This window comes from Planktothrix prolifica NIVA-CYA 540, assembly GCF_963864145.1.
GTDB lineage: Bacteria > Cyanobacteriota > Cyanobacteriia > Cyanobacteriales > Microcoleaceae > Planktothrix > Planktothrix agardhii.
Genome location: NZ_CAWLTW010000001.1, coordinates 1641264 through 1659487 on the forward strand (window position 1 = coordinate 1641264; position 18224 = coordinate 1659487).

19 protein-coding genes are annotated in these 18224 nt (G+C 39.7%); 14 read left to right on the forward strand and 5 right to left on the reverse strand.

Annotated elements, in window-relative coordinates; genetic code table 11:
• Positions 1–47: 47 nt before the first annotated feature.
• On the forward strand, positions 48–1322 hold the full coding sequence (locus tag AC559H_RS07555) for a hypothetical protein (RefSeq protein WP_026794187.1): 1275 nt from the start codon (positions 48–50) through the stop codon (positions 1320–1322).
• A gap of 32 nt (positions 1323–1354) precedes the next feature.
• On the opposite strand, the gene AC559H_RS07560 is transcribed toward AC559H_RS07555, so the two are convergent.
• From AC559H_RS07560 to AC559H_RS07570, 3 genes are read right to left on the reverse strand one after another with little or no spacing between them, the layout of a single operon-like run.
• A complete protein-coding gene (locus tag AC559H_RS07560) occupies positions 1355–1765 on the reverse strand; it encodes a type II toxin-antitoxin system VapC family toxin (RefSeq protein WP_026794188.1) in 411 nt (136 codons plus the stop codon).
• Positions 1762–2028: a hypothetical protein gene (locus AC559H_RS07565; RefSeq protein ID WP_026794189.1), complete on the reverse strand. Its 267-nt coding sequence runs from the start codon at positions 2026–2028 to the stop codon at positions 1762–1764. Before AC559H_RS07565 ends, AC559H_RS07560 begins: the two co-directional genes overlap by 4 nt.
• A gap of 24 nt (positions 2029–2052) precedes the next feature.
• Positions 2053–2292, reverse strand: coding sequence for a DUF433 domain-containing protein (locus tag AC559H_RS07570; RefSeq protein ID WP_042152468.1), 240 nt, complete (start codon positions 2290–2292; stop codon positions 2053–2055).
• 259 nt (positions 2293–2551) lie between these two features.
• On the opposite strand from AC559H_RS07570, the gene glcD reads away from it, so the two are divergent.
• The 13 genes from glcD (at position 2552) to AC559H_RS07635 (ending at position 14676) form a co-directional block, all read left to right on the forward strand.
• Positions 2552–4027 (forward strand): glycolate oxidase subunit GlcD, encoded by a 1476-nt coding sequence (glcD, locus tag AC559H_RS07575; protein WP_026794190.1) that lies wholly within the window; start codon positions 2552–2554, stop codon positions 4025–4027.
• Positions 4028–4182: 155 nt separating this feature from the next.
• Entirely contained in the window at positions 4183–4839 is a 657-nt protein-coding gene (locus AC559H_RS07580) for a methyltransferase family protein (RefSeq protein WP_026794191.1), read from the forward strand.
• Positions 4840–4928: 89 nt separating this feature from the next.
• Complete coding sequence (locus tag AC559H_RS07585; protein WP_026794192.1) at positions 4929–5513, forward strand: Uma2 family endonuclease; 585 nt, start codon at positions 4929–4931, stop codon at positions 5511–5513.
• 55 nt (positions 5514–5568) lie between these two features.
• Positions 5569–6153, forward strand: a complete 585-nt coding sequence (locus tag AC559H_RS07590) for a Uma2 family endonuclease (protein ID WP_026794193.1) — start codon at positions 5569–5571, stop codon at positions 6151–6153.
• Positions 6154–6354: 201 nt separating this feature from the next.
• Positions 6355–8175: a proline--tRNA ligase gene (proS, locus tag AC559H_RS07595; RefSeq protein WP_026794194.1), complete on the forward strand. Its 1821-nt coding sequence runs from the start codon at positions 6355–6357 to the stop codon at positions 8173–8175.
• Positions 8176–8372: 197 nt separating this feature from the next.
• Positions 8373–8828, forward strand: a complete 456-nt coding sequence (locus AC559H_RS07600; protein WP_227350224.1) for an ATP synthase subunit I — start codon at positions 8373–8375, stop codon at positions 8826–8828.
• A 48-nt stretch (positions 8829–8876) separates the two neighbouring features.
• Positions 8877–9635: a F0F1 ATP synthase subunit A gene (gene atpB, locus AC559H_RS07605; protein ID WP_026786421.1), complete on the forward strand. Its 759-nt coding sequence runs from the start codon at positions 8877–8879 to the stop codon at positions 9633–9635.
• Between the two features lie 266 nt (positions 9636–9901).
• Positions 9902–10147 carry an ATP synthase F0 subunit C gene (gene atpE, locus AC559H_RS07610; RefSeq protein WP_026786419.1) on the forward strand — a complete coding sequence of 82 codons (246 nt, stop codon included), beginning with the start codon at positions 9902–9904 and terminating at the stop codon, positions 10145–10147.
• Positions 10148–10240: 93 nt separating this feature from the next.
• Entirely contained in the window at positions 10241–10726 is a 486-nt protein-coding gene (locus AC559H_RS07615) for a F0F1 ATP synthase subunit B' (RefSeq protein ID WP_026786418.1), read from the forward strand.
• A gap of 145 nt (positions 10727–10871) precedes the next feature.
• Positions 10872–11396 carry a F0F1 ATP synthase subunit B gene (locus AC559H_RS07620; RefSeq protein WP_026794195.1) on the forward strand — a complete coding sequence of 175 codons (525 nt, stop codon included), beginning with the start codon at positions 10872–10874 and terminating at the stop codon, positions 11394–11396.
• Positions 11397–11398: 2 nt separating this feature from the next.
• Positions 11399–11944 (forward strand): ATP synthase F1 subunit delta, encoded by a 546-nt coding sequence (atpH, locus tag AC559H_RS07625; RefSeq protein ID WP_026794196.1) that lies wholly within the window; start codon positions 11399–11401, stop codon positions 11942–11944.
• 71 nt (positions 11945–12015) lie between these two features.
• Positions 12016–13533, forward strand: coding sequence for a F0F1 ATP synthase subunit alpha (gene atpA / locus AC559H_RS07630; RefSeq protein WP_026786415.1), 1518 nt, complete (start codon positions 12016–12018; stop codon positions 13531–13533).
• Positions 13534–13728: 195 nt separating this feature from the next.
• Positions 13729–14676: a F0F1 ATP synthase subunit gamma gene (locus tag AC559H_RS07635; RefSeq protein ID WP_026786414.1), complete on the forward strand. Its 948-nt coding sequence runs from the start codon at positions 13729–13731 to the stop codon at positions 14674–14676.
• A gap of 60 nt (positions 14677–14736) precedes the next feature.
• Here the strand turns inward: AC559H_RS07635 and AC559H_RS07640 are convergent, their stop codons facing one another.
• Both AC559H_RS07640 and msrP read right to left on the reverse strand, forming a co-directional pair.
• On the reverse strand, positions 14737–16719 hold the full coding sequence (locus tag AC559H_RS07640; protein ID WP_237745542.1) for an N-acetylmuramoyl-L-alanine amidase: 1983 nt from the start codon (positions 16717–16719) through the stop codon (positions 14737–14739).
• Between the two features lie 404 nt (positions 16720–17123).
• Positions 17124–18104, reverse strand: coding sequence for a protein-methionine-sulfoxide reductase catalytic subunit MsrP (gene msrP, locus AC559H_RS07645; RefSeq protein WP_026794198.1), 981 nt, complete (start codon positions 18102–18104; stop codon positions 17124–17126).
• Positions 18105–18224 lie beyond the last annotated feature (120 nt).

The following is an 18224-nucleotide window of genomic DNA, read 5'->3' on the forward strand; positions in this document are numbered from 1 at the left end:
GGGGAGGGGGTTTATTATATTAATATTCATCACGACGGAGTTAAGCTATGAATAATGAAGGGCAATCTTCCAGCTTTTTTCATAAATTAACAGTTTTTTTGTCGGGCAATAATTTTTTTAGTGAAATACTTAAAGTTTCTGGAATACTTTACTTTTTTGGTTTCATTATTACTCGTAGCCATTTATTGAATTATGGCATAACTGAAATAACTTTACTACAAACTAAATATATTAGTGTAGGGTTATTTTTTATCATTAATGTAGCTATAGTTTGGCTACCTTTTATTATCCAAACAATCAATGAGATCGAAGAAGAAAAACAGAATGAAAAAATAACTCAATCTCCTTCTTTTTTAATATCTTCTTTGATTTTATTTGTTTGTATAATAATTGCTTTACTTGATAGTATAACAATTCCTAAACATATATTTATAATAGCCACATTGTTTTTTGGCTCATTATCGTTAATAGAAATAATTATTCTATTTAACAAAATGATTATTGAATTTAAAGACAAAGTTAACATAATAATTATTCAATTTCGAGAAAAACCAATTATTTTATTGAACAAACCGGTTATACTCAATAAAAAAATGATTGGATTCCCCAAATCAATGCTATTTATCATCCAAATAATAACAAGTATCTTAATAACTCATGTATTTTTATATTTATCATTAACAACAAGTTACATCAAAAGAATTTATATAACGCCGGATTATTTATTAAATTTATTATTTAATGGATACAGTAAATTCACACTCAAAACCTACATCGATGATTATTATTTTTCATTAACACATTTTTTTCTAGGCTGGTATTTACCATTGTTGATTATAGGAGCTTCATTATATTTTTTAATTTCAAAGAAAGTTAATACTGATTCAAAAACTATTTTATTTGTACAAGCGAGATACTGGTTAATTACAACAATCACAATATTAACTCTATTTAATATTAAAGAATACTCTTATAATATTTATCCTGTAATTCCAGCTAATTTAGGAGGTGGAAATCCAACAATTGTAGAATTAATTTTATCTCAAAATGGAAATACTAATTTTAAAGAGTATCTGAAACAAATTGAGCTGCTTAAAGATAGCGACCAATTAAAATTAAAAAAATTAAATTCTGTTTTCTTAATAGCCCAAACTGATAAATATTATTATATTTCTCCTTGTGCTGAACTTATAAAAAAATATGAAGATGAAAAACCCAATAAGAGGTTAAAAGAAATACTAGACAGCTTTGAAAATTTGCCTGATTCTTGTAAGACTATTCAAATCAAAGAAGAGGATGTTACAAGCATTATTTACAAATAAATATTATGCTTTAATTGAATTTTGGCTTAAGTTTAACTAGCAAAAAAAATAACTTTTATTTCTGTTACTCGATGTAATGGTTTAGTTGTCTTTTCTGTAGTAATAAATTCATCAGCATTTACTGAAATAGCAGCCGCAACCTGTAAAGCATCTAAAGCATTTAATCCATATTTTGCGGCTAATTCTTCTGCTAAATTGACAATGGTATCTAAATCATTAGCCCAAATAGCACAACCAGCAAAAAAAGTTTCATAGAAATTAACTTCGTCTTGCTGTTTATGATATTTAGCTTTTGTTAAAATTTCTAATCTGACAAAATAGCTAGAACAAAATTGTCGCTGTTTACTATCTAAAATTGAGTTAGCTTTTAAGGATACTATATCAGTCCCCCTAGCCGCAGCAATTAAAACTCCCGAATCCAAATAAGTTAGAATAATTGTCATTTATTTTTACTTCTAATTTCATCTAACTCAGCTTCGATATCATCCAAATCTAATAATTTAGTATTGGGATCTTTAATTATTTTTTGTCTGATTTCCCAAAGATTTTTACCTAATTGTGTCTGGGGTTTGTAAAGAGATTCAGTAGTTTCAGATAATTTTTCTTCTGGCTTTTCTGGGTCAATAGCATCTATAAAAGCTAAAACTCTTTCTTGATCTTCTAATTTTAATTTTTGCCATTTATTGAGTAGTAATTGTTCATTCATTTTGTTTTTTCCATTAAATCCAATTCAAAGTTTTTGCTGCCATGAAGTGTTAGCTTGTGTTGTTAGTTTGCGGGAGGCATACAAAAGAGATGCTTTCAAATCATCTGCTTCGAGATCAGGCATTTCTTCTAATATATCTTCAGCAGTTAGTCCAGCCGCAAACAAGTCTAACACATCGGATACCCGAATTCTCATCCCTCGAATACAGGGACGACCACCACATTGCCTAGGATTGATTGTGATTCTTTCTACCAGGGTTGACATTCAAAACGGCTCCATAATCGCTTTTTTCTAGTATACACTCTTTAATATGCACTCTTATTTTAGGAATTACAGTTTGAATAAAAATCCTATAGCTCTATTATATCCTTGATTTAGTTATTCTATATAAAAACTATTTTTGTCTTCCATACTGGCAAAAAATTTATAACCAATTAAAATGAATGCTTAAAATAAATGATAAAAATATTCCTGAAAAACGATATAATATAAACCATCCCTAATCCTCCTGATGTTTATTCCTATGCTGGCTGAACAATCAAAAGTAACCCGAAATTGGCAACCCTTAATTCCACAATTTGAGGCTATAGTTGGGAAAAAAGGCGTGATTCAACGTCGAGAAGAATTACTGGTTTATGAATGTGATGGACTGACCAGTTATCGTCAACGCCCCGCATTAGTTGTGTTACCAAAAACCACAGAAGAAGTCGCAGAAGTAGTTAAAATTTGCGATCGCAATTCTATTCCTTGGGTCGCGCGAGGAGCGGGAACAGGACTTTCTGGTGGCGCTTTACCCGTAGAAGATTGTGTTTTAATTGTCACCGCTTTAATGCGAAAAATCCTAAATATTGACCTAGAAAATCAGCGCGTTGTAGTGCAACCAGGAGTAATTAATAATTGGGTAACACAAGCAGTTAGTGGGGCAGGTTTTTATTATGCTCCTGACCCTTCTAGTCAAATTATTTGTTCTATTGGTGGCAATGTTGCCGAAAATTCTGGCGGAGTTCATTGTTTAAAATATGGGGTGACAACTAACCATATTCTAGGGCTAAAAATCGTCACTCCCGATGGTGATATTGTTGATATTGGTGGCGATATTCCCGAAATGCCGGGATATGATTTAACCGGGTTATTTGTCGGTTCAGAAGGGACGTTAGGCATTGCTACTGAAGTTACATTAAGAATTTTAAAAACACCAGAATCAATTTGTGTCTTATTAGCAGATTTTACCAATTTAGAATCGGCTGGATCTGCGGTTTCTGATATTATTAGTTCGGGGATTATTCCTGGGGGCATGGAAATTATGGATAACCTCAGTATTAATGCCGTTGAAGACGTGGTGAAAATTGGTTTATATCCACGGGATGCCGGGGCAATTCTATTAGTTGAATTAGATGGTTTACAGGTGGAAGTCGATACTAATAAACAACGAGTTAGTGAAATTTGTAGAAACAATGGGGCGAGAAATATTACCACTGCTAGTAATGCAGAAGATCGGTTAAAAATTTGGAAAGGACGGAAAGCAGCTTTCGCCGCAGCAGGTCATGTCAGTCCTGATTATTATGTTCAAGATGGCGTAATTCCTCGGACAAAAATGGCTTATGTTTTAAAAGAAATTGAAGCACTGGGAGAAAAATACGGATATCGTATTGCTAATGTCTTTCATGCCGGGGATGGCAATTTACATCCTTTAATTTTATATGATAATTCCGTTCCAGGTGCATTAGAAACCGTTGAAGAAATTGGTGGAGAAATTCTTAAAATATGTGTTGAAGTGGGGGGAAGTTTATCCGGTGAACATGGTATTGGTGCGGATAAAAAGTGTTATATGCCCCAAATGTTCAACGAAGTTGATTTAGAAACCATGGAATGGGTGAGAACAGTTTTTAACCCCAAAGGTTTAGCCAACCCTGGTAAAATGTTACCGACTCCTCGCACCTGTGGAGAGTCCGCCAAACTGCAAAATATTAAACAGTTTGAAGGGACAGAAGTATTTTAATTTATCCTTAGATCTACTAAGTAGTTGCACAAAATAAATTACCTAGTTGAGAGAGGGAACAGCCCCCCCAAACCCCCCGTGCACGGGGGGCTAGGGGGGGAGAGAACAGGGTAGAGGATGTGTAATTAATTTTGTTCAGGTACTTATCAAAAAATATGGAAAATACAACCAATTCTCCGTTTGAAATGACTCAATTAACCGCCATTAATGTTGCTAAAGCAACAACAATTATTCTACTAATTGGTTTTGCTTTAGTCTTAGGAATTCAGGACTGGCGACAGGTGATTTATCTCTGTTTTCACATTAGTTATTGTTTGTGGTGGTTAATTGAACAATGGTTTTATCCTCAACGATCAAAAGCAATTTTTACTGAATCTACAGGAGTAGTAGGATTGATATTAGCTGTAATTATTGTTGGATGTTTATACACTTTACCCGGATATTTAGCTTTTATCAATCCCATTCCCATTTCTTTTATTACCGTTGCTATTGCAATTCCTCTATTTTATTTTGGCAGTTTAATTAATGCGGCGGCGGATGTGCAGAAATTAACAGCAAAACAATATGGTGAGGGGTTAGTTAAAGATAATATTTGGCGATTTTCTCGAAATATCAACTATTTTGGGGATTTACTACGCTATCTAAGTTTTGCAATTGTAGCAGGTTCTCCTTGGGCATATATTGTTCCTGGGTTTATTCTGATTCTTTATTTACAGCGAATTTTTGCTAAAGAAAAAACCATGTCAGAAAAATATCCCAATTATCAAGAATATCAGAATAACTCAACTCGCTTAATTCCCTTTATTTGGTAAACTTTGGGTGGGCATAGCCCACTCAACAAACAATTGCATAAATTTTTAACTTGAATTATAATTAATCATCCTGATTAATATTTAAAATTATGGTGATCGCAACTGTTAAAAAATTTACCATTGAAGACTATCATCACCTAACTGAATTAGGCTTTTTCAAAAAAGAGGATAAAATTGAACTCATTCGCGGAGAAATCATTGAAATGGCAGCAAAAGGAACTTCCCACTCTGTTTGTGAAACTCGCTTAGAACGAGAACTATACAAACTCATTGGAGACCGGGCAACCTTAAGAGGACAACAACCTATTATTTTATCATCCTATAGTGAACCGGAACCCGATCGAGTCATTGTTAAAAATCGGGAAGATGACTATTTAAACGGTCATCCCCATACAGAAGATATTTTACTCTTAATTGAAATTTCTGATTCATCTTTAGACTATGATCAAACTACAAAATTATCGGTTTATGCTGAGAATAATATTACCGATTATTGGATTTTTAATTTAGTCGATTTTTGTTTAGAATATTATCGTCAACCCTATCAAAACTTACAAGGAGAGTTTGGTTATCGCAGTAAATTGATTTATTTGCCTAACGAGTCTATCATCTTAGCGTGTTTTCCTGATTTAACCTTAGATTTATCTAAAGTATTTCCGTTCACAATAAATTAATTAGGAATAACAGAAAATAATCAGATTAAACCCAGAAATTATTAATCTTAAAATTATGGCGATCGCAACCGTTAAAAAATTTACCATCGAAGACTATCACCGCCTAACTGAATTAGGCTTTTTCCAAGAAGATGATAGAGTTGAACTCATTCGCGGAGAAATGATTGAAATGGCAGCAAAAGGAATGCTTCACGCAACTGTCAACAGACGGTTAGCTAGAGAATTAGCTAACATAATTGGTCATGGTGCAACTTTACAGGGTCAAGATCCGATTATTCTATCTAACTATAGTGAACCTGAACCAGATGTTGTAATTCTTAAAAATAAAGAAGATGACTATTTGAGCAGTCATCCCCATACAGAAGATATTGTACTCTTGATTGAAATTTCTGATTCATCTTTAGACTATGATCAGACTACAAAATTATCGGTTTATGCCGAGAATAATATTACCGATTATTGGATATTTAATTTAGTTGATTTTTGTTTAGAATGTTATAGCGAACCCTATCAAAAATCACAAGGGGATTTTGGTTATCTTAGTAAACTTATTTATTTACCTAATCAGTCTGTAAACTTACCTTATTTTCCTGATTTAACCTTAGATTTATCTAAAGTATTTCCACCTAAAATTAATTAGGAGGAATTAAAGAATAATAAAATCCATAAGGTATAGAAAACAAAGATGGATTAATTAGTTTTCTAGGTTTTTAAGCACAGCAATGATCATTCTAATTTCTTAGTGTCTTAGTGCCTTTGTGGTTCCTTAAATTAGATTATACTAATTTAACCCTATTCTGCGATAATAATAAATTAGTCTTTAATTTTAGGAAACATAACAATGCGACTCTCTAAAATGCTATTTGTCACCCTACGCGAAGATCCCAAAGAAGCGGAAATTCCCAGTCATAAACTATTAGTCCGGGCGGGATATATTCGCCGTATTGGAAGTGGAATTTACGCCTATCTTCCCCTGATGTGGCGAGTTTTGCAAAAAGTATCTCAAATTGTCCGAGAAGAAATGAACGCCACCGGAGCCCAAGAATGTCTACTTCCCCAAGTCCAACCCGCCGAACTTTGGCGCGAGTCGGGGCGCTGGGATACCTATACCAAAGCGGAGGGAATTATGTTTTCCCTAACTGACCGTCGGAAGCGGGAATTAGCATTAGGGCCAACCCATGAGGAGGTAATTACAACTATTGCTAAAGATATGATCCGTTCCCATCAACAATTACCGATTCATTTATATCAAATTCAAACTAAATTTAGAGATGAAATTCGGCCTCGGTTTGGGTTAATGCGGGGTCGGGAATTTATTATGAAAGATGGTTATTCTTTCCATAGCGATGAAGAAAGTTTGAAGAAAACCTATCGAGATATGGATCAAGCCTATCGTAATATGTTAACCCGTTGTGGGTTACAATATCGAGCGGTAGAAGCTGATTCTGGAGCTATTGGGGGAAGTGGTTCGCAAGAATTTATGGTATTAGCAGAAGCGGGAGAAGATGAAGTTCTCTATACTGAAGATGGCAAATATGCAGCTAATACAGAAAAAGCCGTATCCCTTCCCGTTGATGCTGAATCTTCTGCTTTTTCAGAATATAAAAAGTTAGAAACTCCTAATACTACTACCATTGAAACCTTAGCAAATTTGCTGAACTGTTCTCCGACACAAATTGTTAAAAATGTTCTGTATCAAGTAGTTTATGATAATGATACAAAAGTTTTAGTTTTAATTAGTATTCGGGGAGATCAGGAGGTTAATGAAGTTAAATTACAAAATGAATTAACAAAATTAGCCCCTGAATTTAGCGCAAAAACGATATTATCTTTAATTGTTCCTGATCAAGAAGCTCAAGAAAAATGGGCAACAAAACCTTTACCTTTAGGCTATATTTCCCCAGGTTTGCCCGATTATTATATTAGCAACCCCTGGGATAAGGGGGGTATCCATGATGGCAAATTTGTACGAATAGTAGATCAAACAGCATCGGAATTAAAGAATTTTGTCACCGGGGCGGATGAATCAGGATATCACGTTGTAGGAGCAAATTGGGGCAAAGAATTTACTTTACCTAAACGTATTGTAGATATTAGAAAAGCCCAAAAAGGCGATCGCGCTATTCATGATCCTAACCAAATTTTACACAGTGCGAGAGGTATTGAAGTCGGTCATATTTTCCAACTAGGGATTAAATATTCTCAGGCGATGGGAGCAACTTTTACCAATGAAGACGGGGAAGAATTACCCTTAGTCATGGGATGTTATGGGGTGGGAGTATCTCGGTTAGCGCAATCGGCCGTCGAACAATCCTATGATAAAGATGGGATAATTTGGCCAGTGGCGATCGCACCCTATCAAGTGATTATTGCCATTCCTAATATTACCGACGCTCAACAGGTGGAAATTGCCGAAAAACTCTATACGGAATTAAACCAAGCCGGAATTGAAACCCTCCTCGATGATCGGAATGAACGAGCCGGGGTAAAATTCAAAGACGCCGATCTAATTGGGATTCCCTATCGGATTGTAACTGGACGTTCGATTAAATCGGGTAAAGTGGAACTGGTAGAAAGGGCCACCCACAATGCCCAGGAAATTGCCATTGAGGATGTCATTACCACACTTAAACAGAATATTCAAGCTGCATTGGAAAATTAGGCGAGTTGTTGGTTGATGGTTAAGAAAGCCCTGAAGGGCTTACTACAATTTAGTCAACAGCGATCATTAATTTTGTTTTAAGTTCTGGGAACAGAACATGATATGATTCATTTTGGCTTGCAGAGCGTGCTATACGCTGTGTGCGTGAACTTAGAGAAAGTTATAACTGTTGCTTTCGGATTTCCGATCAATGAGTTGTGGCTGAACTAAAAATTGGTGAACCTGTCCAAGTAGCTATGACAAACGCAGAGGAAACACTAGAATCAGGGTCTAAACTTGCTGTAGAACCCGACACTTCTATGCTGGAGTATGATCAATTGCAACGCCAGTTGTTATTGATGACGATCACAGCTACGGGGGTAATTTTTGTTGCAGTTTGCTGTTTCTATCCTCTGGATGTCGCCCTAAACTATTTAGTTGGGGCGGCTGTCGGCATAATCTACTTGCGAATGCTCGGCAAAGATGTAGAAAAACTAGGTAGGGGCAAGAAAAAACTAAGCCAAAATCGGATCTTGATCCTCGCGGGTGTAATCATTGTAGCCACTCAATTACATCAGCTAAAGATTCTACCGATTTTTTTAGGATTTCTTACCTACAAAGTAGCTCTCATGTTGTATGTGCTAATCACAGTGTTCACCCCCAAGCCTAAATAAGTAACGCGGAATCCTCCAGTCCTCAATCTGTAGAGGAAGCCTACGGACATGGAAATGCTGACTGTCTTAAACACCTTCAATCCTCTCCCTCTCGCTAGTTTAGAAGTTGGCCAGCACCTTTATTGGGAAGTCGGCGGTGTAAAACTGCATGGTCAGATTTTTCTGACTTCGTGGTTTGTAATCGGTTTGCTGATTACCGTCTCAGTGTTGGCCAGCAGTAACGTGCAGCGAATTCCCAGTGGGATGCAGAATTTTATGGAGTACGTCCTAGAATTCATTCGCAACCTAGCTAAAGATCAAATCGGGGAAAAAGAATATCGTTCTTGGGTTCCCTTCATTGGAACACTGTTCTTATTCATCTTTGCCTCTAACTGGTCAGGTGCTTTAATTCCTTGGAAGGTGATCGAACTGCCTTCAGGTGAATTAGCAGCCCCCACCAGCGATATCAATACTACAGTGGCATTAGCACTGTTAACTTCTTTAGCGTATTTCTACGCCGGAATCAGAAAAAAAGGCCTAGTGGGTTATTTTGCTGATTACGCCCAACCGATGGCGTTTCTCGCTATATTTCGGGTGATTGAAGATTTTACCAAACCCCTCTCCCTGAGTTTCCGTTTGTTTGGTAACATTTTGGCGGATGAACTGGTGGTCGCCGTGTTGGTATTCCTGGTACCCCTGTTTATTCCTCTGCCTCTAATGGTTTTGGGTTTATTCCTAAGTGCCATTCAAGCCCTAATTTTTGCGACACTGGCGGCGAACTATATTGGTGAAGCCCTAGAAGGACATGGCGGAGAACATCACGACTAGGAAAAGAAACAAAGACTTTAAAATTTCTTTTTTTAGGGATTGATTTTTCTAAAATGTGTTGTTGGGTTAAACTTAATCCCCTTTATTGGTAAAATAAAGTTTTGGGAACCCCAATCCATCTAACGAATTTGGCATTTGTAACGGGACAAAGAAGAAAAATATTTTCTTCAAACCTCCTAATTTTATCAATGCTGATCGGGATTGATTTCACTTTGTCTAACTGATTGTTTGTTAACTCTTTTGTATTTAGAAGGAAGAAAATTATCATGAATCCACTAATTGCTGCTGCTTCCGTTGTTGCTGCTGCTTTAGCTATTGGTTTAGGCGCGATTGGCCCTGGAATTGGTCAAGGTATTGCTGCTGGTCAAGCAGTGGAAGGGATTGCTCGTCAACCCGAAGCAGAAGGTAAAATTCGTGGGACTTTACTGTTAAGTTTAGCCTTCATGGAAGCACTGACCATTTATGGTTTAGTGGTTTCTCTGGTATTACTGTTTGCCAACCCCTTCGCCTAAACAGTAATCCAAAACATGGATTTTAGGTTTTAGGTTTCAGATCATCTAAAATCTAAGTCTAAAATCCATCTTGATGAAACTATTCAAGGGACAATAATGCACGGGACAATTCTATTTGCGGTTGAAGAAGCTGCCAAAGAAGGAGGACTTTTTGATCTGGATGCAACCCTGCCTTTAATGGCGGTACAGTTCTTAGTTCTGGCAGTGATTTTGAACCAGGTTTTTTATAAACCATTAGGAAAGGCGATTGATGAACGGGCGGATTATATCCGCGAGAACGAAGTCAACGCCAAAGAACGTCTGGCTAAAGCTGAAAAATTAGCCCATCAGTATGAATTAGAGTTAGCAGAAACTCGTAAAAAAGCTCAAGCGATCATTGTAAAAGCTCAAGCAGAAGCTCAAAAAATTGCCTCTGGAAAAGTTGGTGAAGCCTTACAAGAAGCGCAAAAATTGAGAGAAATAGCGGCTCAAGAAATTGAGCAGGAAAAACAACAAGCCCTGCAAGCTTTAGAACAACAAGTTGAACCTCTCAGTCGCCAAATTTTAGAAAAATTATTAGGGGCTGAGTTAGTTAGATAATCTTGGCTGCGCTAAAGCTGAAAACAAACTTGTGATCAGCTTGTTAAATTACGAGAAAATTCCCATTTGAAGACAGCCTAGGCTAGATTCTAACACCCGACATCGGAGGTTAAAACTTAAGCCTTGCATTTATGAGAAGAACATCATGGAGACTGTTTTATTACTAGCCACAGAAGCTGGCTCCCGTGGGATTGGTATTAATACCAATATTCTTGAGACCAACCTAATTAACCTAGGCATTCTGATTGTTGTGCTGGTTTACTTTGGGCGCGGCTTTTTAGGAAAAATCCTAAATGAAAGACGCTCTACCATTGAAGAAGCCATTAAAGAAGCTGAACAGCGTCAACAACAAGCCGAAGCATCTCTGGCAGAACAACAACAGAAATTAACCGCAGCCCAAACCGACGCGCAACGGATTTTAGCCGAAGCCGAAGAACGGGCAAAAACGGTTAGAGATTCAATTCTAGCCAAAGCTGCCGAAGATGTGGCCCGGATGAAGGCAACCGCCAGCCAAGAGTTAGATTCAGATCGGGAACAGGTGATCTCTCAACTGCGTTCTCAGATAGCTACTCAAGCCATTGAACTGGCAGAATCTCAACTCAAACAGCATCTGAATGACAATGTTCAGGAACGCTTAATTGATCAGAGTCTAGCTCTGCTCGGAGGTTGAATATGAGTGCGATCGCCGGACAAATTATTGAGCCTTACGCCTCGGCGTTAATGTCCGTGGCTCAATCAAGAAATTTAACCGAGGAATTCGGTAATGACATTCGCTCATTACTAGAATTACTAGACAATTCCGCAGAATTAAAAACCTTTTTAGGAAGTCCTGTGGTGAAACCCCAGGATAAAAAAGCCATTCTGCAAAGGATCACGGCTGATGAAGTTAATCCCGCATTGCGGAATTTCTTGATGCTGTTAGTGGATCGAGGACGGATTTTATTCCTAGAGGAAATTGCTAAACAGTATTTAGTGTTACTGCGGAAACTGAATCAAACGGTTTTGGCAGAAATCACTTCCGTTTATCCGTTAACAGAGGCACAATTGACTACTCTTTCAGAGAAAGTCAAGGCTATGACCAATGCTCGACAAGTGGAAATTGCCACCACAGTCGATCCGGATCTGTTGGGCGGTGTGATTATTAAAGTTGGATCTCGCGTAGTAGATGCCAGTTTGCGCGGACAACTACGCCGTATTGGGATGAAATTATCCCAATAATTGTTGTGACCCGTCATGATCATGTCGGGGATCTTTTTTTAACTTATAACCTTTAACTACTGACAAGAACAATGGTAGCGATCAGACCTGACGAAATTAGTAGCATTATTCAGCAGCAAATTGAACAGTACGACCAAGACGTTAAAGAAACCAACGTCGGGACTGTTCTGCAAGTCGGTGACGGTATCGCCCGGATTTATGGCTTAGATAAAGCCATGTCTGGGGAACTGTTAGAATTTGCCGACGGTACTATTGGTATTGCTCTCAACCTAGAAGAAGATAACGTCGGTGCAGTATTAATGGGTGAAGGTCGGGAGATCCAAGAGGGTTCCGCCGTCACCGCCACCGGAAGAATTGCTCAAATCCCCGTTGGGGACGCCATGTTAGGCCGAGTTGTTGATGCCTTAGCCCGTCCAATTGATGGTAAAGGCGATCCCAAAACCACTGAAACTCGCTTATTAGAATCCCCAGCCCCTGGGATTATCGAGCGTCGTTCCGTGTGCGAACCCATGCAAACCGGGATCACCGCCATTGACTCCATGATCCCCATCGGTCGGGGTCAACGGGAATTAATTATTGGTGACCGTCAAACCGGAAAAACCTCCATCGCCATTGACACCATCATTAACCAACAGGGCGAAGACGTGATCTGCGTCTATGTTGCTATTGGTCAGAAAGCCTCTACGGTGTCTCAGGTGGTGGCAACCCTGGAAGAAAAAGGCGCGATGGCCTATACCGTCGTTGTGGCCGCCAGTGCTAGTGAATCCGCTACCCTGCAATACCTGGCTCCCTATACTGGGGCAACCATCGCCGAGTATTTCATGTACAAGGGCAAACACACCCTGGTCATCTATGATGACTTATCTAAACAGGCCCAAGCCTACCGTCAAATGTCCCTGTTACTCCGTCGTCCTCCCGGACGGGAAGCCTATCCTGGGGATGTGTTCTATCTCCATTCTCGTTTATTAGAGCGGGCTGCGAAACTGAACGACGAACTCGGCAGTGGCAGTATGACGGCATTACCGATCATCGAAACCCAAGCGGGTGACGTTTCGGCTTACATTCCGACTAACGTGATTTCGATTACCGACGGTCAGATATTCCTCTCCTCCGACTTATTTAACTCCGGTTTACGTCCGGCGGTGAACGCCGGGATTTCCGTATCCCGGGTGGGTTCGGCGGCTCAAACCAAAGCCATGAAGAAAGTGGCCGGGAAAGTGAAGTTGGAGTTAGCTCAATATGCTGAGTTAGCAGCCTTCTCCCAGTTTGCCTCCGATTTAGACCAAGCCACCCGTAACCAATTGGAACGGGGCAAACGTCTACAAGAATTGTTAAAACAGTCCCAAAATTCTCCCCTGCAATTATTTGAACAGGTGGCGGTAATTTACGCTGGAATTAACGGTTATCTCGATGAGGTTCCTGTTGAAAAAATCGTTGCCTTTGCCATTGGACTGCGGGAATATCTGAAAAATAGCAAACCCAAATATGTCGAAATCGTTCAAGGCAAAAAAGTCCTTGATGACGAAGCTGAAGGTCTGCTGAAAGAAGGAATCAATGAGTTCAAACAAACCTTTTTAGTCTCTGCTTAATCAGCTAGTAGATATCATTTATCAGTGAAAGAGTTAAGGGTGATCAGTGAAAAGTTAAAATACTGTTCACTGTTGACTCTTTAACTGTTGGGTGATAGAGCAGTCGCCAGAAAAGTGTTTGACAAAGACTGATGCAGCCAACCTTGACTGGTGAAACCTGTTCCCCGTTCCCTGTTCCCTGCTATAGACAAAACTATGTCAAATTTAAAAGCGATCCGCGATCGCATTGATTCGGTTAAAAATACCAAAAAAATCACAGAAGCGATGCGTCTAGTTGCTTCAGCCAAAGTGCGTCGTGCCCAGGAACAAGTCTTGGCATCCCGCCCCTTTGCTGATCGATTAGCCGGAATTCTTTATGGTTTACAATCCCGTTTAAAATTTGAAGAAGCAGATTTACCTCTGCTCAAACAAAGGGAAGTTAAAAAGGTAGGATTACTGGTAATTGCTGGTAATCGTGGCCTGTGCGGTACTTATAATAGCAGTGTGATTAAAAGGGCTGAAACTCGCGCTAAAGAGTTAGAAGCCGAAGGTATTGAATGCACCTATTTATTAGTAGGACGCAAAGCAATTCAATATTTCCAAAGACGGGATACTCCTATTCGCGCTACGGTAGAAAATCCCGAAAAAAATCCAGCCTTAGATAAAGTACGGGATTCTGCGGACAATCTTCTGGATTTATTTTTATCAGGTGAATTGGATCGGATTGAGTTAATTTATACGAAATTTGTTTCGTTAATTGCTTCTCGTCCGGTAATTCAAACCCTGTTACCCCTTGATACTCAAGGGTTGGAACCTCAAGATGATGAGATTTTCCGTTTAACGACTAAAAATGGTCAATTTGAGGTCACACGGGAGAAAGTCAAAAACACTCTCACGGATTTACCAAGAGATATGATTTTTGAACAAGATCCCGCCCAAATTTTGGATGCGTTATTGCCTTTATTTTTAACCAACCAATTGTTACGCGCTTGGCAAGAATCCATCGCCAGTGAGTTAGCCGCCCGGATGACTGCGATGAGTAATGCGAGTGAAAATGCTGGAGATTTAATTAAATCTTTGACCTTATCCTACAACAAAGCTCGTCAGGCTTCCATTACCCAAGAACTTTTGGAAGTAGTTGGTGGTGCAGAAGCATTGAAATGAGAAGTTAATCTTTGAAAAGTTGAAGGTTCACTATTAACAGTCAACCTTCAACCTTTTAATTTAATATCGATTATCCCTTAAATATTGAAGAACCCCCTGGGCGATCGCTTGGGCCATGCGACTGCGTTGGGCCGGATCACCCAACATATAGGAATCATAATTATTAGTCACAAATCCCGTTTCCACTAATATCGAAGGCATTGAGCTATTTCGCAGCACATAAAAACGAGCGGTCTTAATACCCCGATTCGGCAGTTGTGAAAAACTTGCCATTATACTGTTTTGAACATATTGAGCCAGACGGGCACCACTGCTGTAGTAATAGGTTTCAATCCCACTAGCCGCCGCATTCGTAGCTGCATTGGCGTGAATACTGACAAATAAGGTCGCATTTATGCGATTAGCCATATCCACCCGGGGTTCTAACTCAACGGTGCGATCATCCAAACGAGTCATCACCGCCTGTACTCCATTTTGCTGCAAAATCTGCGCCACCTGTTGAGAAATTGAGAATACCACATCTTTTTCTCGCAGTCCTCCCACACCCACAGCCCCGGCATCACTGCCCCCATGTCCAGGATCAATAATGACCACCGCCCGACCATTTGGAATCGGATTATTAGAGGGGGGGTTAACCTGAGTAGGGGGAAAAGGAAAGGGATTTCTATTGGTTTGAGGAGGATTAGAACGAGGCGGAAAGGGTGCTGGATTGGTATTCGTTCTTGGAGGAAAGGGTCGAGGTGTGGGAGCCGGAACCGTAGCAACAGGGTTACCCGCCCTCACCCCTAGCCCTTCCCCCACAAAAGCTAAAGCCAACTGTTGAGGACTCCCTTGGCTAATTTGTCCCACTTCAATTCGAGTTGCTGGTTTGATTAACAGGGTAAAGGTTTGGGGATCTTCCTGACGTACCCTTGTCCAAATAATCGGACTTCCGACCTGTCTTTGGGGTAAGGCAACACCTTCAGCCAAGGCTGCGGAGAAAAACGTAATACTATAGGACTGAGTTTCATTATCCCAACCACTACTATAGTTCAGGGGCTGATCGGATTGAATGAGAAGTTGTTGGTTACGAATTTCAACGGAACGAATTTTTGCAAAGCCCCCGGACAATTGGACGGCGGGGGGAGTGCTTCCCTGGGGCCAAACCGCTACCCCTCCAGCCGATGACCGAGCTTGCCAATTTTGACTCCGTTTTGGGGTGCTCATGGTGACCCGAACGACTGGGGGGTTATTTGAGAGTTGGGTGACTTGAGAAACCGTCACTCCATCTCGGTTGACCTGTTTTCCAGTTCCGTTTGAACGGGCTGCTAAGGTGGCACCTAGAATATCCAAAGTCATCCAACTTCGATCTTGACTTTGTTTAAATTCAATATCAGCCATTTTGCCCGTAGTATGCAGCACAATCCCGTTATCCCGCACCTCAACTTGAGCTAAGGTGGTTTGAGGCTGCTGGGAAATAGAACGATTAACGGTCTGTTGAGGTAGTGGAGCCGGTAAACGAGCAGGTGCTGGAGCGACGGGTCTGACGGGCGGGGTTTGAGGTAAAGGTAGGGAAGGACGGGTTGCTGCTGCTACGGGAGCGGAAGCAGGTGTGCCGACAGCTTGAGGCGAGGGTAGTTGTACCGTCCATTGAGTCGGGGAAATCCCCCGAAATTGGACTCCTTGAGGATCGAGAGTATAACCATCAACCAATTCCACCACAATTCGAGTAGTTTGGTTATCGACTTGACCCACTCGAATTTCCCGAATGGCTCCCCCAATTAATTGTTGACGGTTGACACCCCCTAAACTGGTTCCAGGCAAATCAATGACTAATCGTGTGGGGTTGGAGAGCAGTTGAGCTTTGGGTTGTACCCCCCCATCGGTTGTAAAGCTGAGGCGGTTTTGAGAGCTTTCAAATTGCCAAGATTGCAGACTGGCTGCTTTGGCGGGAGAGGTCAGGATAAAAAAGCTGACTAAACCGGGCATTAACCAACGCAAAAATAGAGTTTTTCCCATTCGTGACACGCTAAAAACCTTAATTAACAATTGAATTTGGGTCAAGGTTTGACACTCCCACAGCCACACCAAAAAGGGATTCTAAGATGTCGTCGGTCATTGCCGGACAATCCGAGGCTTGAATCCTAACACCATCACTAAACATGGTGATCTGTCTTTTATGGACAGAATCAACAAAGCGAGTGCATCATATCATAGTTTCGCGATCGCCTACGAGGGTAGATAACACATCGCCAATTTGAAAAGATTTTCCTATGCCATAGTTAAGGATTAATTAACCGCTTTCTGACTTGAGGAAATTGGCTTGAGCAACTTAAATTCTGTTTAAAAGTTTTAACATTTCGAGATTCATTTCTTTCAATAATATCACGGATTTTTGAGATTTAGAGTGTTTTTTTAGTATAAATAATTACTTGCTAGTTATGTAATTAACTTTGGTTAACTACTTATTAAGAATAAAGACTAGCAACATATTCACCATAACCATTATAGGGTAAAGTTGGCTGTTTTTCCCAAGAAAAACTAGGCTTACTGCTAACAATTCTTTCCGTAGCTTGTGACCAACGGGGATGGGGTTTATTTGGATTAACATTCGCCTCGAAACCATATTCATCCGGGCCTAAAGTATTCCAAAAAGTTGCGGGTTGTTGATTTAAAAATTCAATTTTAACAATGGATTTTGCCCCCTTAAATCCATATTTCCAAGGGAGCACCATCCGTAAAGGAGCGCCATTTTGTTTAGGGAGAGTTTTCCCATACATTCCTACGGCAAAAAAGGCTAAATCATTTGCCATTTCCTCAATCCGTAATCCCTCTGTATAAGGCCAAGGATAACCATTAGCCCAAAATCCTGGCCCAGTGGTAATTTTAGGATCATAAAAAGAGGTAAACCGGACAAATTTAGCCTCGGAATTAGGTTCAACCGCCGCCATTAATGCCCGCATTGGAAACCCCAACCAAGGCACAACCATCGCCCAGGCTTCAACACAACGAAACCGATAAATTCGTTCTTCTAGGGGGAATTTTTTTTGAAGATCATCTAAAGTATATGTTGTCGGATTTTTAACTAATCCTGAAACCTCAACTTTCCAATCTTCTAACGGTAAGGCTTGGGCGGCTTGCCAAATAGACTTAGTTCCGCCATACTCATAAAAATTATTATGTTTTGTTGCTAAATCTTCTGCTGTAATGGGACGATTGACCTTAACAAAATTAGGATTTTTGCTAAAATCAGAAATCTCTTGGACTAAATTATTGCCTAGGTTTTCGGTTTTTGAGGTAGACTTACATCCAGTTAATGATAGCACCGATGCCGTTAATCCTGCCCCAATTAAGTTTTTCATAAACCGACGACGATTCATAAAAACAGACTCGGGTGTTATTTGATTTTCAGAAATTTCCCAGGAGGGAACAATACGAATTAAGGTCATGTTAAATAATAGGGGAGAATAATGGGTAATGGCGATCACGGATTTAAGAGGATTTCACGGATTTCACGGATTTAATCTGTGTTAATCTGCGTAATCTGCTTCAATCCGTGATAGGTAATG

Excerpts from the sequence above, each read along its gene's own strand:
- AC559H_RS07585 (WP_026794192.1), top strand. The coding sequence starts at position 4,929 with ATGGTGATCGCAACTGTTAAAAAATTTACCATTGAAGACTATCATCAC.
- proS (WP_026794194.1), top strand. The coding sequence starts at position 6,355 with ATGCGACTCTCTAAAATGCTATTTGTCACCCTACGCGAAGATCCCAAA.
- glcD (WP_026794190.1), top strand. The coding sequence starts at position 2,552 with ATGCTGGCTGAACAATCAAAAGTAACCCGAAATTGGCAACCCTTAATT.
- AC559H_RS07560 (WP_026794188.1), bottom strand. The coding sequence starts at position 1,765 with ATGACAATTATTCTAACTTATTTGGATTCGGGAGTTTTAATTGCTGCG.
- AC559H_RS07580 (WP_026794191.1), top strand. The coding sequence starts at position 4,183 with ATGGAAAATACAACCAATTCTCCGTTTGAAATGACTCAATTAACCGCC.
- AC559H_RS07620 (WP_026794195.1), top strand. The coding sequence starts at position 10,872 with ATGGAGACTGTTTTATTACTAGCCACAGAAGCTGGCTCCCGTGGGATT.
- msrP (WP_026794198.1), bottom strand. The coding sequence starts at position 18,104 with ATGACCTTAATTCGTATTGTTCCCTCCTGGGAAATTTCTGAAAATCAA.
- AC559H_RS07565 (WP_026794189.1), bottom strand. The coding sequence starts at position 2,028 with ATGAATGAACAATTACTACTCAATAAATGGCAAAAATTAAAATTAGAA.
- atpH (WP_026794196.1), top strand. The coding sequence starts at position 11,399 with ATGAGTGCGATCGCCGGACAAATTATTGAGCCTTACGCCTCGGCGTTA.
- AC559H_RS07570 (WP_042152468.1), bottom strand. The coding sequence starts at position 2,292 with ATGTCAACCCTGGTAGAAAGAATCACAATCAATCCTAGGCAATGTGGT.
- AC559H_RS07590 (WP_026794193.1), top strand. The coding sequence starts at position 5,569 with ATGGCGATCGCAACCGTTAAAAAATTTACCATCGAAGACTATCACCGC.
- atpB (WP_026786421.1), top strand. The coding sequence starts at position 8,877 with ATGGAAATGCTGACTGTCTTAAACACCTTCAATCCTCTCCCTCTCGCT.
- AC559H_RS07635 (WP_026786414.1), top strand. The coding sequence starts at position 13,729 with ATGTCAAATTTAAAAGCGATCCGCGATCGCATTGATTCGGTTAAAAAT.
- atpA (WP_026786415.1), top strand. The coding sequence starts at position 12,016 with ATGGTAGCGATCAGACCTGACGAAATTAGTAGCATTATTCAGCAGCAA.
- AC559H_RS07555 (WP_026794187.1), top strand. The coding sequence starts at position 48 with ATGAATAATGAAGGGCAATCTTCCAGCTTTTTTCATAAATTAACAGTT.
- atpE (WP_026786419.1), top strand. The coding sequence starts at position 9,902 with ATGAATCCACTAATTGCTGCTGCTTCCGTTGTTGCTGCTGCTTTAGCT.